Raw genomic sequence first — 15566 nt, forward strand, 5'->3', positions numbered from 1 at the left:
TACAGATAATAAAAACCAAAAACCAGATTTTTCTACACCAATAGCGCCGCTTTGTTTTCAATATCATTTTCAAGCAGCAATGATTTTATATTATTAAAAGTCACCACAGCAATTTGTGTTAAAGCTTCGTTGGTGAAAAATGCCTGATGCGCCGTCACCAAAACATTCGGAAAACTCATTAATCGCTGAATATTATCGTCCTGAATAATATCTGCCGAAAGATCCCTAAAAAACAATTTTTCTTCCTGCTCATAAACATCGATTCCCAAATAACCGATTTTACCTTGTTTCAAACCTTCGATTACGCAGGCCGTTTCAATTAAACCACCACGGCTTGTATTGATAATCATCACATTATCTTTCATAAAAGAAACTGATGTTTTATTGATGACATGTTTTGTCTGATCATTTAACGGACAATGAAGTGAAATGATATCACTCAACTTAAAAATTTCTTCTAAACTTACAAAAGAAACACCGTCTTTAACCATTTCATCATTCTTTACAATATCATACGCAAGGACTTTACAGCCAAAACCTAAAGCAATTTTAGCAAAAGCTTTTCCAATATTTCCTGTTCCGATGATTCCGATTGTTTTTCCAAATAAATCAAACCCTAATAATCCGTTTAAAGAGAAATTCTGTTCGCGGACTCTGTTGTATGCTTTATGCGTTTTTCTGTTTAAAGTTAGAATCATAGCCATTGCGTGCTCGGCAACTGCCTGAGGAGAATAAGCCGGAACACGACAGACTTTGATATTGTATTTTTTAGCAGCTTCTAAATCGACATTGTTAAAACCCGCACAGCGAAGTGCAATTATCCTGATTTTTTTTTCTGCCAGTTGTCTAATTACCGTTTCATTGACAATGTCGTTGACAAACACGCAAACAATTTCACAATCCTGAATCAGGGTCACGGTCTGCGGATTAAGCTGTGTTTCGAAAAAATCTAATTCGAAACCAGATTCATTATATTTAGTAAAGAACGTTTTGTCATAAGGCTGTGTCGAAAAGAAGGCAATTTTGCCAGTGGTAATAGAATTCATAAATTGAATATATTTATATGTGTTTGAATATTACTTTTATTTGCGATCCATATCTTTCGATATTTCAGGTAGTTTTTCTTTCGTCATTTTCACAATAACCCGATGCATCCAAATCAGACAAGTTAGTGACAATGCCAGAATAAAAAACCACGAACTGGTCCAGAATCCGGTAAATGCTAATAAATACCCGAAAATAATAGGCCCGAAGAATCCGCCTAAACCTCCCAAAAGTCCAACCATTCCGCCAATCACCCCAACTTCATTCGGAAAATAATCCGGAATATGTTTGAATACGGCAGCAGAGCCAATTCCCCATGATATCCCAATTAAAATAACGAGGACTAAATAAATCCACATATTGGCTTCAAAATGAATTTGGGTAATTCCTTCAGCCAGCAGCTCTTTCTTCTGCACTTTTTGATTTTCGGCAACTACAACTTCCTGCCAGGTTTTTTTTGATGGAAAAAATTGAGAATGTAATTGATTATCCTCTTTTTGACTAATTGCATATTCCTTATCGTCAATTATAATTTTATTTGGCGAAACTGCCGTAACTGTTCCTGCTTTACCCGCTAACAAACCGCTTCCTGAAGTGGTGATATCCATTTTCGGAAATAGCAATAAAAAACCCAGAACAACAGATGAACTCAACACCCAGTACATCACTTTCCGGGCACCAAATTTATCCGACAGGAAACCTCCGAAAGCCCGAACGACACCCGCCGGAAGACTGAAACAGGAAGTAAAAATCCCGCCTAAAATTAATGAGGTATGATATACATTCATAAAATTAGGCAACAACCATTGTGAGAAAGTTACAAATGATCCGAATACCAAAAAATAATACGTTCCGAAACGCCAGACACGAATGCTTTTTAAGGGCTGTACTAATTGTTTCACCGTTTTGGACTGTGCCTCTATTTTCTTGTTTTTAGCAAAAATAAAAAATACAATTCCCATAAACAGTAAGGCAGAACCATAAATAACAGGAAGCCATTTCCAGCCATTTTCCGGATCGCTTTCTGAAAACGTGCTCAATAATGAAGGCGCTAAAAATGGTGTTATCGAAGCTCCGGCTGTTCCCATTCCGAATATTCCCAAGGCTCTTCCCTGCCATTCTTTTGGATACCAAACCGATGTAGAGGCTACGCCAACAGCAAAACTGGTTCCGACCATTCCGAATAAAAAACTTAAAATAGCAAAGACAGTAAATGAGGTAGCAAAAGGCAATAAAAACAATGGTATCGAAGCCAGAATCAATAAAGCAGAATGTACAATCCTTCCTCCGAATTTGTCCGTTAAGATTCCCATTGGTAATCTCATAATTGAACCCGTAAGAACCGGAATTCCTAAAAGCCAGCCAATCTGCACTACACTCCAGTTAAAAATTTCCTTATCGACCAGAAAAGTGACCAATACTCCATTGAGTGTCCAGCACGCAAAACAAATTGCAAAAGCCAGAGTATTTAAAAAAAGAATTCTGTGAGATTGTGAGAGATTTGCCATAGAATGTAGTATTAAATTGTTTTTAAAATCTATTACTTTATGTCAGGAAACCAAAAATTGTTTTTTTAGCTGAAACAACTATGGTTTAAAGTTAAAAAAAAATAACAAGTAAACCATTCATAATTAAATATTTAGAATTATTTAGTTCTCATTTAAAACTTAAATTCTCATTTATTACCTTGTTTTATACCAAATGTATTTTATTTGGCGTTGTAGTATGAACAAAGAACATTATTAACTGATTTTCAATTTATTAAATAAAAAATTCTTCAATCAAATTAAACCAATTGAATCTGATAAAGTCTAATTGCTATAACCTTTAAAAAACAAATCATGAAAAAATTATTTATCGCAGCTATGTTATTAGTTGGAATAGCAGGCTTTGCACAAGACACCGATCAAAAACCGGAACGCGAACATAAAGAAAGACTGACACCGGAACAGCGTAACGAAAAACAATTACAAAAATTAACGACAGAATTAAGTTTAGACGCCAGTCAGCAAGCTCAGGTGAAACAGTTACTTGCAGAAAGAAGCGCAAAAGCAGAAAGTCTAAAAGAAGCACGCAAAGCAAAAAAAGAGAGCAATGTAAAACCTACAGAGGAAGAAAAAGCAGCTTTCAAAAAACAAATGGAAGATGAAGTGGCTGCAAATGATGCTAAGATGAAATCTATTCTAAAAGCGGACCAATACACTAAATGGAAATCGTTACAGGAGCAGAAAAGGGAAAAAATGAAGGATAAAATGAAAGAACACAAACAGGAAAACAACTAAATCATTATAAAAAAGAGGCAATTAAGCCTCTTTTTTATTAAACACAGGCTTTATATTTTCATTAATAGTTTCTGTTAAATAAAAGATAAACCTGATAATTCAATTAAACGCAGCAAACTCTTTGAAGTCTAATAGCTATAAACATTAAAAAAAATAATAATGAAAAAAATATTTATCGCAGCTTTATTATTCGTTGGAATAGTGAGTTTTGCACAAGGCGTTACTCAAAAAGAAAAATTGACTCCGGAACAACGTACTGAAAAACATTTACAAAAACTGACCTCTGAACTTAGCCTGGATAAAAAGCAGCAGGAACAGGTAAAACAACTCCTGGCAGAAAGAAGTGCCAAAGCACAAAAATTTAGAGACTCACGAAAAGACAGTAAAACAAAACCTACTGATGCCGAAAGAGAGGCTTTTAAAAAACAAATGATTGCTGAAAAAGAAGCTAATGATGCTAAAATGAAAGCGATTTTAAACGCTGATCAATATACAAAGTGGACGGCTCTTAAAAAAGACCACAAAAATCACAGAGATCATAAAGGAAAAGGTGATTTTAAAACTCCACAGGAACGTGATGCGGCACATTTGCAAAAATTAACCACTGAGTTAAACTTAAACGCCGATCAGCAAAAACAAGTGAGCGAACTTTTATCTGACAGAAGTACCAAAATGGCGATGCTGAAAAAAAGCAGAGGTGACAAAAAACCTACTGATGCTGAAAGAGAAGCCATGAAGAAACAGATGAAAGAAGATCATAAAGCATATGATGCTAAACTGAAAACTATTCTGACTGCCGATCAATATAAAAAATGGACTGCGATTCAAAAAGAGCATAAAGACAAAATGAAAGATCACCGAAAAGAGAAAATGTAATTGAGATCAAAAAAAAGAGGCTTTTAAAGCCTCTTTTTTGTTATTAAAATGTTTTCGAAACTTTGTCGACCGCATTGATTGTAAAATCTAAATCTTCATAGGTAAGTGCATCCGTAATAAACCAGGTTTCGTATGCCGATGGAGCGATATAAACTCCTTCATTTAATAATCCGTGGAAGAATTTTTTAAATGTTTCGTTATCTCCTTTTGCAGCCGTTTGAAAATCAGTAACCGGATTGGCATCAAAGTGAACTGAAATCATAGAACCTACTCTATTGATGGTAAAAACAACATTATTTGCTTTTAGAACCCTGTCAATTCCTGCTTCAAGATAAGCTGTTTTTTCTTCCAGACGGGTAAAAATTGCGGCATCATTATTTAAAGCCTGTAACATCGCTAGTCCTGCAGCCATTGCCAAAGGATTTCCTGATAATGTTCCTGCCTGATAAACCGGACCAAGAGGCGCCAAATAATTCATTATTTCTTCGCGCGCAGCAAAAGCACCAACCGGAAGTCCACCGCCAATTACTTTTCCGAAAGTTACAATATCGGCATTGATGTTATACAATTCCTGAACACCTCCGCGAGCTAAACGGAAACCGGTCATTACCTCATCAAAAATTAAAAGAATTCCGTTTGCTGTACATAATTCTCTTAAACCTTCAAGAAAACCTTTTGCGGGTGGAATACAACCCATATTTCCTGCAACTGCTTCGATAATAATCGCTGCAATTTCGCCTTTATTCGCTTCGATTAAAGTTTTTACATTCTCTAGATCATTGTATTTAGCCAACAAAGTATCTTTTGCGGTTCCTTCTGTAACGCCGGGACTATTTGGAGATCCGAAAGTTACAGCACCACTTCCAGCCTGAATCAAAAATGAATCTGAATGTCCATGGTAACAGCCTGCAAATTTTATGATTTTATCTCTTTTTGTAAATCCTCTTGCCAGACGAATCGCACTCATACAAGCTTCTGTACCTGAATTTACAAAACGTATTTTATCAATATTCGGAACCATCGAAACGGCCAAAGCAGCAATTTCTGTTTCCAGTTCTGTTGGCATTCCAAATGAAGTTCCCAGTTTTGCTTTTTCAATCACTGCATCAACCACCGGCTGATAAGCGTGACCCAAAACCATTGGACCCCATGAATTGATATAATCAATTAATTTATTTCCGTCTTCGTCAAATAAATAAGCACCTTTTGCACTTTTTACAAAAATCGGAGTTCCTCCAACGGCTTTAAAAGCACGTACTGGTGAATTTACTCCTCCCGGAATTACTTTTTCTGCTTCAGCAAAAAGCTGACTACTTCTTTTATATAACATTATAAATTTAGATTTCTGATATTAGATTTTAGATTGACCTTCAACTGAAAACTACTTCACTTTCAATCGCTGCCCAATTGAAATTGCATTATCAGTCAGATTATTTTTTTGTTTTAAATCATCTACTAATAAATTGAATTTCTTAGAAATAGAATACAAGGTATCGCCTTGCTGTACTTCGTATAAATTAGGATCGTTTGAGTTCGAATTGTTTTTTGTATTTGAAGCTGCCCCGGAAGTTGAACTTCTTGTCGGAGCTGTTTTATTGATTGGTGTATAATTCTTTCCTGTAACCTGACAATCGTACTGATGCAGATTATAACGCTCAATATAACTGATTAATTTATCCGGATAATTAGGATCTGTTGCGTAACCCGCAGCGCGTAATCCTTTGGACCAGGCTTTATAATCGTCTTTTTCGTAAGTAAATAATGTGGCATACCTTTTTTTGCCAACCAAAAACAAAGCATGATCTTTGTAAGATTCTGAAGCTTCGGGATATTTTCTAAAACATTCCTGTGACGAATCATCATCATGACGAACACTTTCGCCCAGCCAGTCGCTATGACATTTTATTCCAAAATGGTTATTGGCTTCAATTGCCAGATCGCCTCTCCCTGCACCCGATTCTAAAATTCCCTGCGCCAGAATAATACTTGCAGGAATGCCATATTTCTGCATGTTGACCATTGCAATATCTTTATATTGCAAAACATAATTATTGATTAAATCGCTGGTTACAACTGTTTTTGAAGTCGATTGAATAACTTCGGTTGTATTATTTGTAGAAGGATAATTTTTACCGATGGGTTTAACCGGGGTACTTCTTTTTGTCGAAGCTGTTCTGGTTTGAACTGCTGCCGCTTTTTTAGTCGTCGCTATGGCAGGCTTACTGGAAGAGCAGCTTGCTAAAGCTAATATTACGGCAAGTAATACAATTCTTTTAATCATTTGTTTTGAGTATTGGTAATTTTTTCTGCTTCAATTTTAAATTCATTCCTTCTATTCCCTGCAGTCCACCGGTGTGAATGAGTAAAATTTTTGAATTGGCAGGAAAATAATTTTTGTGTATTAAATCTATAACGCCAAAAACCATCTTTCCTGTATAAATTGGATCTAAAGGGACTTTATTTTCTTCAAAAAAAGTATTGATAAATTCGATTAATTCTAAATTTACCTTCCCATAGCCTCCAAAATGATAGTCAGAAATTAAATTCCAGTTATCTTTTTTTGCAAAAATACGAATTTCATCGGTTAAAAAGTCACCTTTTAACGCCGGAAATCCTAAAATTTTCTGATTTGGCAATGCACTATTAATTAATCCGGAAATTGTACCACCGGTTCCAACTGCGCAGCAAACGTAATTAAAAACCGCATCTTCATCGGTTAAAATCTCTTCACAGCCTTTTACCGCCAATTCATTTGTACCGCCTTCCGGTACTAAATAAAAATCACCAAACTTTTCTTTTAATTTTTCTATAAAAGGAAATTCATTTTTAAGCCGATAATCTTCTCTTGTGACAAACACAAATTGCATTCCGTTTTCCTGAGCGAATTTAAGCGTTGGATTTTCTTCTATTTTATCAAAAAGTTCATCGCCCCGGATAATGCCAATGGTCTTAAAACCCTGTTCTTTTCCGGCAAAAGCCACAGCCGCAATATGATTGGAAAATGCTCCGCCAAAAGTCAGTAAGGTTTGTTTATTTTCGGCTTTCGCCTGAACTAAATTGTATTTTAATTTCCTGAACTTATTTCCTGAAACAAAAGGATGAATCAGGTCTTCACGCTTTATTGTCAAAGAAATATCATTTGGGAAATTGATGGAAATATGTTGATTAAAAACTGGATTCATTTTTTAAAGTTGAAAGTCGAAAGTGACAATTCTTATCTTAGTATTTTTAAAGCTTAAAGCCTATAGCATATTATTTTTTTATGTAATGTAAAAACTGAAAAAACGATCGGTTTTTCAAATAATTCATATCCGTTTCTTTGGCGTAAGCTTCTCTTTCAAAACTGATATTTCGATAGGCCAAAGCTGTGTTTTTATATTGAATTAACCGAATCAAGTATTCTAAAAAATACCAGATAAAAAACGGGATTATTAAAAGTTCTGACTGCTGTCTTAAATGTATTTTTTCGTGATTGACAAATACCATATTCTTTTTATCAAAGTCATATTTCATCAAAACAAACGGAAAAACAGCCATTCCCCTATATCCTTTCGGAATTAAATATTTGGCAACAATCAGAAACATTGGCTGTAAAATTTATAAATTTGTAGCTATAAAATTGTTCAATTTCAATAAAATCATAATCAAATATTCTTATTTTTGATTTTTAAGTTTATTAAAACGGAACCCGAAGCAGATTTATGAAAGAGCAAAGTAATGAAAATAAATTAATCGAAGGCGAAGATTTTTACTATACGCCCGAAGGTTACAAATGCTTTACTGAAAAACACCACTTAAAACGCGGTTACTGCTGTAAAAGCGGCTGTCGTCATTGCCCATACGGATTTGACAAAAGAACCGGGGAGATAAGAAAGAAAGCGAATTAGGCAATTTGAAAAATGTGTCAATTAGATAATTAAAATAAATTCCAAATTTTAAAATTCCAGATTCCAAACTAAGATCAACAATCTAAACTCTAAAATCATAAATGGATATCCATTCAAGAAAATTCAGGATTAAAATCCACAAGTCTTATCACAGGTCGGATATCCGTTATCCTTAGTTTTTTAATTAGAAAATTTGTCAATGTGCCAATGCGTTAATTTGAAAATGAGATAATTATTTCAGATCAAATTTTACATTGATCAGAATTTAAGTCCCAGCGGGACGACATAATCTAAAAAAACAAAAAATTAATCTGTTGTTAATCTAACCGCAATATCTTAGCATCTTAGATCCTCAGCACCTCAGAATCTTAAAAAAAAATGACTTTCAAAGAACAAATACAACAAGGAATTCCTTCTATACTACCTCAAAAGGCAGCATATGATCCTGCTATTAATCACGCTCCGAAACGAAAAGAAATCCTTTCGGCAGAAGAAAAAAAACTGGCTCTCAAAAATGCTCTGCGTTATTTTGATCCCAAACACCATGCTGAATTAATTCCTGAATTTTCAGAAGAATTAGAAAAATACGGGCGTATTTATATGTATCGCCTGCGTCCTGATTATAGAATGTATGCTCGTCCAATAGACGAATATCCTGGAAAATCATTACAGGCAAAAGCGATAATGCACATGATTCAGAACAATCTGGATTATGCCGTGGCGCAGCATCCGCATGAATTGATTACATATGGCGGAAACGGAGCTGTTTTCCAGAACTGGGCGCAATATTTACTGACCATGCAATATTTGTCTGAGATGACAGAGGAACAGACTTTAACCATGTATTCAGGGCATCCGATGGGATTATTTCCTTCGCACAAAGAAGCGCCGAGAGTTGTGGTTACCAACGGAATGGTAATTCCGAACTACTCAAAACCGGATGATTTGGAAAAAATGAATGCGCTTGGAGTTTCTCAATACGGACAAATGACGGCAGGAAGTTATATGTATATCGGTCCGCAGGGAATTGTACACGGAACTACGATTACGGTTTTGAATGGTTTCAGAAAAATAAAATTAAATCCTGAAGGCAATTTATTTGTGACATCAGGTCTTGGCGGTATGTCGGGTGCACAGCCAAAAGCCGGAAATATAGCCGGTTGTATTACGGTCTGCGCCGAAGTAAATCCGAAAATCACCAAAATCCGTCACGAACAAGGATGGATTAATGAAATTGTAACTTCTACAGATGAATTAGTCAAAAGAGTTAATTCGGCGAAAGCTAATAAAGAAGTGGTTTCCATCGCTTATCTAGGAAATGTGGTTGATGTCTGGGAATGTTTTGATAAAGAAAACATCAAAATTGATTTAGGTTCTGATCAGACTTCTCTTCATAATCCGTGGGCGGGAGGTTATTATCCGGTTGGAATTTCTTTTGAAGATGCCAATAAAATGATGGCAGAAAATCCGGATTTATTCAAAGAAAAAGTTCAGGAAACGTTACGCCGTCACGCAGATGCCATTAATAAACATACGGCAAAAGGAACTTACTTTTTCGATTACGGAAATGCCTTTTTACTGGAAGCTTCACGCGCCGGTGCAGCTGTAATGGCCGAAAATAATATTGATTTTAAATATCCAAGTTATGTTCAGGACATAATGGGACCAATGTGTTTTGATTATGGATTTGGGCCTTTCCGTTGGGTTTGTACTTCCGGAAAACCGGAAGATTTGCAAAAAACCGATTTAATTGCAAGTCAGGTTTTAGAGGAAATGTCGAAAACGGCTCCAAATGAAATCCAACAGCAAATGCAGGATAACATCAAATGGATTAAAGGCGCACAGGAAAATAAGCTGGTTGTAGGTTCTCAGGCGAGAATCCTTTATGCTGATGCAGAAGGAAGAATTAAAATTGCAGAAGCTTTTAATCAGGCAATTGCCAAAGGTGAAATCGGCACTGTTGTTTTAGGACGCGATCATCACGATGTTTCCGGAACTGATTCGCCTTACAGAGAGACTTCAAACATCTACGACGGTTCCCGTTTTACTGCCGATATGGCGATTCATAACGTGATCGGAGACAGCTTTAGGGGAGCAACCTGGGTATCCATTCATAACGGCGGAGGAGTTGGCTGGGGAGAGGTAATAAACGGTGGATTTGGTATGGTTCTTGATGGTTCTAAAGAGGCTTCAAACCGTTTAGCATCAATGCTTTTTTGGGATGTTAACAACGGAATTTCAAGAAGAAGCTGGGCTAGAAATGAAGGTGCTGTTTTTGCAATAAAACGTGCCATGGAAGTTCAGCCGTTATTAAAAGTAACTTTACCCAATATGGTTGACGAAAGTTTGCTTTAGGTAAAAGTTTCTTGTTTTGAAACATGAACATTTAATCCTTAAAAATATGAAAACATTCAAATTAATTCCTGTCTTTTTGCTTTTAATACTTGCCTCATGCAGTACGGTTAGTGTATATTCTGATTATGATAAAAATGTAGATTTTGCGCCTTATAAGACTTACGCTTTTTTTAAAGCCGGAATTGATAAGGTTGAAATTTCTGATTTAGACAAAAGACGTATTCTGCATGCCATAGACCAACAAATGCAGGCAAAGGGTTTTACCAAAAGTGAAAACCCGGATCTGTTAGTAAATATTTTCACGAAATCGAGAGAACAGGTAAACGTAAACCAATTTAGCGCCGGATGGGGTTATGGCTGGGGATGGGGCTGGAATCCTTACATGATGTACGGCAACCAGACTTCTGTTTCTACTTCTACTGAAGGAACTTTGTATATTGACCTGATCGATGCTAAAAAGAAAGAAATGATCTGGCAGGGTGAAGGAATTGGAAACCTAACTAAAAACGTCGATAAAAAAGACGAAAAAGTAAATGAGTTTGTATCTAAAATTTTAGCTCAATATCCGCCTGTAAAAAAATAATTTAAGTACATTTGTTTTTCAGACAAGAAAATATGACGAATTTTAATAACATTATTATCGCTATTATTAGCATTATTGCAATTCAGCAATGATGGCGAGGTGTTATATAAATAAGTAAAATATAATCTATAAACCTCCCACATCGGGAGGTTTTTTTATTTTAAAAAATAACTAAAAGCTGCCATGAATTATACAAATTAGCACAAATTGTTTTTGTCTTATTAAATAATAATTCGTGCAATTCGTGGCAAAAAGAACAAATATTATGGAATTATTCAACGAAGTACTCGCCGCAAAAAAACATTTAGAAACTGTAGTTGCCGCTACCCCACTCACTCAAAATCTCAATCTTTCGGATGAATTTGAAGCTAATATTCTTTTAAAAAGAGAAGATTTACAAATTGTCAGATCTTATAAAATCAGGGGAGCTTACAATAAAATTTCATCTCTGACTGAAAAAGAAAAAGCAAACGGAATTGTTTGTGCAAGTGCGGGGAATCATGCGCAGGGAGTGGCATATTCCTGTAACTTACTTAAAATAAACGGCAAAATTTACATGCCTAAAACAACTCCAAAACAAAAGGTAAAACAAGTACAATTGTTTGGAAAATCTTTTGTAGAAATTGTTTTAACAGGTGACACTTTTGATGATGCGTATGCTTCGGCAACGGCAGATGCCATCAAAAACCATAAAACCTTTATCCATCCTTTTGATGATATAAAAGTCATAGCCGGCCAGGGAACTGTGGGCTTAGAAATTCTTGAGACTTATAAAGATCCTGTCGATTATGTTTTTGTTCCGATTGGCGGCGGCGGACTGGCTTCAGGGTTATCTGAAGTTTTTAAACAGCTGAGTCCAAATACCAAAATAATCGGGGTAGAGCCAAAAGGAGCTCCTTCGATGAAAACTTCCATTGAGGAAAATAAAAACACGGCATTAAAAACCATTGACAAATTTGTTGACGGCGCAGCTGTTAAGCAAGTTGGCGATATGACTTTTGAAATCTGCAAACACAACCTTGAAGACATAATTCTGGTTCCCGAAGGAAAAGTCTGCACGACCATTTTACGATTGTACAATGAAGAAGCAATGGTAGTAGAGCCTGCAGGTGCACTGACAATTGCAGCTTTAGATTTTTATAAAGATAAAATAAAAGGCAAAACTGTAGTTTGTGTGGTAAGCGGTAGTAATAATGATATCGAAAGAACTGCCGAAATAAAAGAACGTTCTTTGCTTTACGAAGGGTTAATGCATTACTTCATGATTCAGTTTCCGCAGCGTCCGGGTGCTTTAAAAGAATTTGTGAATAATATTTTAGGCCCTGATGACGACATTACGTATTTTCAGTTTCACAAAAAAAACAATCGTGAAGTAGGCTCTGTGGTCGTTGGATTAGAACTGAAAAATAAAAATGACATCATGTCCATCAAACTGAATATGACTCAAAATGGTTTTGAGTTCCAGTATCTGAATGATAACCAGGATTTGTTTACACAGCTTATCGGGTAAAATAAAAAGGCTGTCTGATATTTCAGGCAGCCTTTTGTCAAATAAAATTACTAACTAATTATAAACTTGACTTATTGTTTAAGAACTTTTTTAGAATAAGTTCCTTTATCATCTTTGATATTAACGATATAAAGCCCTTTTGGTAATCTTGAGATTTCGATTTCAGACTGATTTCCTTTTGTGAAATTTATAGTCTTTTTCAATACACTTTGTCCAGTTATCGAATAGATTTCAACTTCTCCATCACCTTCATGGTTTGTATCAATTTTTAAAAAATCATTGGTTTTATTAATAAAGGCGGTCATTTCATTTTCGCTGTCCTTTTCCGGCTTTGATATACCATTTTTTGCAGTAGATTCAACTTGTACTAATTGCCATTGCTGATTTAAATTACCTGTATAAGACCAAACCTGTATATTGGCACCATTCGCAGTTGAAACATTTTCTACGTCTAATGATTTTCCGCTATTCACATTGATAATTTTATAATAGCCATCACCAAGACTCGTAACTGTCCACTTAAATTCATTAGAAGCTGAAAAAGTTTTTTGCTGTACTTTTAGTCCGTCTCCAGTTCCATTGTTTTCAACTGCCAGATACATTCCGGTCGATTTTACTATTATGTAATAATTTCCTGCTCCATCAGAAACAAACTTCCAGCGCTGGTTATTTCCGCCTCCGCCTGTTACATCATATTGCTGAATTCTGCTTCCGCTGGTAGTGGCATTATCTGCGACATCTAAACCCTTATTGCTGTTTCTTGAGATAATATTATAATATCCCGGTAAACCTGTAACAGGTGGTGTTCCCGCTCCCCAATTAAATGTAACTGCCGATGAAGCCGGAACTGCATAATTGAATGCTGATGAGCCTGAAACTACTTTTATAGTATTCGAAGATCCGCCTGTGTTGTATACTAAAAGTGCAATTGATCCGTCAGGGTTTTTAAATCCAACTGAAAGGATGCTTCCGCTGGTACTCGAAGAACCGATTCTTACCGCTCCGGGTTTTACAAATTTTGAAATTTGCCCAATGATATAAAATGCTACATTTTTACTGTAATTTGTACTATTATTAACGGTAATTGCTCCTAAACAAGTATTGCATCCGCCAGGAGTACGCGGTCCTAAAGCTGAATTATTGGCAGCATTCCATTCCAAAACTGTTTTTGACCAGTTTGTTGTACTTCCAATAACCACATTTTGCATATGCCAGCCAAAATCTCCGCTAAAACTTCCGCCGGAACCTGTATATTGTTCTGTAAAATAAACGTTTTTGTTTGTTGCATTGCGTACCGTTGACATAGCCGAGATATTTCCTAAATACAGGTGAAATGCTGCTCCATCAACATAACTACTGTTGTTCAGCACATCAATCGGATACGCTGTATTATCACAGTTATGATCGAAGGCGATGATTTTTACACCTCCATAACCTGCAGATGCCAGTTGAGGCCCAAGTTGTTGATTAATAAAGTTCTTTTGCTCTGTAGAATTCATCAGCATACTTGGTTCATTGTGCGGATTTTCAGGTTCGTTTTGCGGTGTGATTCCCCAAATCGGAATTCCCTGTGCCTGCATGGCTGCAATGTATTTTACAAAATATTTAGCATAAGCCGCATAATATTGTGTTTGCAGACTTCCGCCAATCCAGGAACCATTGGTTTTCATCCAGCGTGGCGCTGACCATGGTGTTGCTAATATTTTTATGTTTGGATTAATCAGCTGAATCTTTTTGATAATCGGAATTAAATACGTCAAATCCGGTCCGTTCAGACTAAAATTATTCATATTGGTATCGCCTGACGTTTCGTTATAGCTATAAGAAGAACTACTTAAATCTGAAGCTGCAATACTAATACGAATTACACTTGCATTTAAACCCGTGGCTGGATTGTACAAATCATTCAATAATTGATTTTGTTGTGTTGCTGCCATTCCGCTGATTACTTCGGCACTTCCTTCTGTAAGTGTGTAACCAAATCCGTCCATTGTTTGATAAGTCGTTCCTGTATTAACTGTAACTGTTGAAGGATTAGTTCCTGAATTTGTACCAAAACTTATAGTTGCCTGTTGTTGGAGTAATTTGGTCTGATCCCCGGACGTGATCCATGGAGTAACAGTCTGTGCGCTGATCCTGGTAACAAATAAAAACAATATAATGATTGGCACCATTATATTAAGTCTTAGCCGGTTTGTGGTTTTTGGGGTAGTTTTGTTCATTTTTTTTAAGTTTCTAATAATTTAATTTTTCTTTATTTTTAAGATTAATTTTATTAATTACACTCAAAATTATGTTAATTTTAATTAATATCACATTTTAATAACTTAACAAAAACACATCAAAAAAGACATAAAACCTTATAAAAACTTATCTTGTTAAAAATCAAAATGCTAATAATCAGTAAATTACATACAAATATTAACTTCTAAAAAAGTAAGTAAATTCACAGACTTCCTTACAGGTTCAATTTTAATTAAAAACTTTACTGTTTCGGACCTGATTAGGCAGAATTATAAATTAAAAATTGCTGTTAAATGATAAATATCAGAAAGCAAAACCTTAGTTATATTGTATTTTTGTGCTTCATTAATATATTTAAAGAAAATGGCAAATCGAGATATTTCTACTATAGAGGACATACAACAAATGGTGAATAGTTTTTATGCAAATATTAGAAAAGACAATCTTATTGGTCCTATTTTTAATGATAAATTGCAGGACCGCTGGGAGCCACATTTACAAAAAATGTACAATTTCTGGCAGACAATCTTATTTGATGTTCGCGCTTATTCAGGAACCCCTTTTCCGCCACACAAACAATTACCTGTTGACAAAACTCATTTTGACCGCTGGATCAGTATTTTTAATACTACAATTGATTCCCAGTTTGAAGGCCCTGTAACGGAAGAAGCCAAAATGCGCGCAACCAATATGGCATTTATGTTTAGCCATAAAATTGAGTATTTCAGAAATGCTGAAAATGAATTAAGAAATCAGTCCAATAAATCTTAAAAAATAATTGACGT

14 protein-coding genes are annotated in these 15566 nt (G+C 35.5%); 7 read left to right on the forward strand and 7 right to left on the reverse strand.

Annotated features, from left to right (window positions below):
- Positions 1–32: 32 nt before the first annotated feature.
- Positions 33–1046: a 2-hydroxyacid dehydrogenase gene (locus DCO46_RS05045; RefSeq protein ID WP_116751479.1), complete on the reverse strand. Its 1014-nt coding sequence runs from the start codon at positions 1044–1046 to the stop codon at positions 33–35.
- 36 nt (positions 1047–1082) lie between these two features.
- Positions 1083–2552 (reverse strand): MFS transporter, encoded by a 1470-nt coding sequence (locus DCO46_RS05050; RefSeq protein ID WP_116751480.1) that lies wholly within the window; start codon positions 2550–2552, stop codon positions 1083–1085.
- 333 nt (positions 2553–2885) lie between these two features.
- Here DCO46_RS05050 and DCO46_RS05055 point away from each other — a divergent pair, with 333 nt between their 5' ends.
- Positions 2886–3326 carry a hypothetical protein gene (locus DCO46_RS05055; protein ID WP_116751481.1) on the forward strand — a complete coding sequence of 147 codons (441 nt, stop codon included), beginning with the start codon at positions 2886–2888 and terminating at the stop codon, positions 3324–3326.
- Positions 3327–3485: 159 nt separating this feature from the next.
- Positions 3486–4202 (forward strand): DUF4890 domain-containing protein, encoded by a 717-nt coding sequence (locus DCO46_RS22615; protein WP_165828834.1) that lies wholly within the window; start codon positions 3486–3488, stop codon positions 4200–4202.
- A 43-nt stretch (positions 4203–4245) separates the two neighbouring features.
- Here the strand turns inward: DCO46_RS22615 and hemL are convergent, their stop codons facing one another.
- The 4 genes from hemL to DCO46_RS05080 form a co-directional block, all read right to left on the reverse strand.
- Positions 4246–5532 carry a glutamate-1-semialdehyde 2,1-aminomutase gene (gene hemL / locus DCO46_RS05065; RefSeq protein ID WP_116751482.1) on the reverse strand — a complete coding sequence of 429 codons (1287 nt, stop codon included), beginning with the start codon at positions 5530–5532 and terminating at the stop codon, positions 4246–4248.
- A 51-nt stretch (positions 5533–5583) separates the two neighbouring features.
- Positions 5584–6483: a glucosaminidase domain-containing protein gene (locus DCO46_RS05070; RefSeq protein WP_116751483.1), complete on the reverse strand. Its 900-nt coding sequence runs from the start codon at positions 6481–6483 to the stop codon at positions 5584–5586.
- Positions 6476–7384, reverse strand: coding sequence for a 1-aminocyclopropane-1-carboxylate deaminase/D-cysteine desulfhydrase (locus tag DCO46_RS05075; protein WP_116751484.1), 909 nt, complete (start codon positions 7382–7384; stop codon positions 6476–6478). The genes DCO46_RS05070 and DCO46_RS05075 overlap by 8 nt, the downstream gene beginning before the upstream one ends.
- A 70-nt stretch (positions 7385–7454) precedes the next feature.
- Positions 7455–7787: a hypothetical protein gene (locus DCO46_RS05080; protein ID WP_116751485.1), complete on the reverse strand. Its 333-nt coding sequence runs from the start codon at positions 7785–7787 to the stop codon at positions 7455–7457.
- A gap of 116 nt (positions 7788–7903) precedes the next feature.
- On the opposite strand from DCO46_RS05080, the gene DCO46_RS05085 reads away from it, so the two are divergent.
- The 4 genes from DCO46_RS05085 (at position 7904) to ilvA (ending at position 12537) form a co-directional block, all read left to right on the forward strand.
- A complete protein-coding gene (locus DCO46_RS05085; protein WP_073418076.1) occupies positions 7904–8089 on the forward strand; it encodes a DUF5522 domain-containing protein in 186 nt (61 codons plus the stop codon).
- Positions 8090–8467: 378 nt separating this feature from the next.
- On the forward strand, positions 8468–10444 hold the full coding sequence (locus DCO46_RS05090) for a urocanate hydratase (RefSeq protein WP_116751486.1): 1977 nt from the start codon (positions 8468–8470) through the stop codon (positions 10442–10444).
- 46 nt (positions 10445–10490) lie between these two features.
- Positions 10491–11027, forward strand: a complete 537-nt coding sequence (locus tag DCO46_RS05095) for a DUF4136 domain-containing protein (RefSeq protein WP_116751487.1) — start codon at positions 10491–10493, stop codon at positions 11025–11027.
- 265 nt (positions 11028–11292) lie between these two features.
- Positions 11293–12537: a threonine ammonia-lyase IlvA gene (gene ilvA / locus DCO46_RS05100; RefSeq protein ID WP_116751514.1), complete on the forward strand. Its 1245-nt coding sequence runs from the start codon at positions 11293–11295 to the stop codon at positions 12535–12537.
- A gap of 71 nt (positions 12538–12608) precedes the next feature.
- Here the strand turns inward: ilvA and DCO46_RS05105 are convergent, their stop codons facing one another.
- Entirely contained in the window at positions 12609–14759 is a 2151-nt protein-coding gene (locus tag DCO46_RS05105) for an RICIN domain-containing protein (protein ID WP_116751488.1), read from the reverse strand.
- Positions 14760–15144: 385 nt separating this feature from the next.
- Between DCO46_RS05105 and DCO46_RS05110 the strand changes: the two genes are divergently transcribed.
- Entirely contained in the window at positions 15145–15552 is a 408-nt protein-coding gene (locus DCO46_RS05110; protein ID WP_116751489.1) for a group III truncated hemoglobin, read from the forward strand.
- Positions 15553–15566 lie beyond the last annotated feature (14 nt).

It is taken from the genome of Flavobacterium sp. HTF (assembly GCF_003105115.1).
In the GTDB taxonomy this organism is placed as follows: Bacteria; Bacteroidota; Bacteroidia; order Flavobacteriales; family Flavobacteriaceae; genus Flavobacterium.

Coding starts and splice junctions, on each gene's coding strand:
- hemL (WP_116751482.1), bottom strand. CDS start 5,532: ATGTTATATAAAAGAAGTAGTCAGCTTTTTGCTGAAGCAGAAAAAGTA.
- DCO46_RS05070 (WP_116751483.1), bottom strand. CDS start 6,483: ATGATTAAAAGAATTGTATTACTTGCCGTAATATTAGCTTTAGCAAGC.
- DCO46_RS05105 (WP_116751488.1), bottom strand. CDS start 14,759: ATGAACAAAACTACCCCAAAAACCACAAACCGGCTAAGACTTAATATA.
- DCO46_RS05075 (WP_116751484.1), bottom strand. CDS start 7,384: ATGAATCCAGTTTTTAATCAACATATTTCCATCAATTTCCCAAATGAT.
- DCO46_RS05080 (WP_116751485.1), bottom strand. CDS start 7,787: ATGTTTCTGATTGTTGCCAAATATTTAATTCCGAAAGGATATAGGGGA.
- DCO46_RS05095 (WP_116751487.1), top strand. CDS start 10,491: ATGAAAACATTCAAATTAATTCCTGTCTTTTTGCTTTTAATACTTGCC.
- DCO46_RS22615 (WP_165828834.1), top strand. CDS start 3,486: ATGAAAAAAATATTTATCGCAGCTTTATTATTCGTTGGAATAGTGAGT.
- DCO46_RS05055 (WP_116751481.1), top strand. CDS start 2,886: ATGAAAAAATTATTTATCGCAGCTATGTTATTAGTTGGAATAGCAGGC.
- DCO46_RS05050 (WP_116751480.1), bottom strand. CDS start 2,552: ATGGCAAATCTCTCACAATCTCACAGAATTCTTTTTTTAAATACTCTG.
- DCO46_RS05045 (WP_116751479.1), bottom strand. CDS start 1,046: ATGAATTCTATTACCACTGGCAAAATTGCCTTCTTTTCGACACAGCCT.
- DCO46_RS05090 (WP_116751486.1), top strand. CDS start 8,468: ATGACTTTCAAAGAACAAATACAACAAGGAATTCCTTCTATACTACCT.
- DCO46_RS05085 (WP_073418076.1), top strand. CDS start 7,904: ATGAAAGAGCAAAGTAATGAAAATAAATTAATCGAAGGCGAAGATTTT.
- DCO46_RS05110 (WP_116751489.1), top strand. CDS start 15,145: ATGGCAAATCGAGATATTTCTACTATAGAGGACATACAACAAATGGTG.
- ilvA (WP_116751514.1), top strand. CDS start 11,293: ATGGAATTATTCAACGAAGTACTCGCCGCAAAAAAACATTTAGAAACT.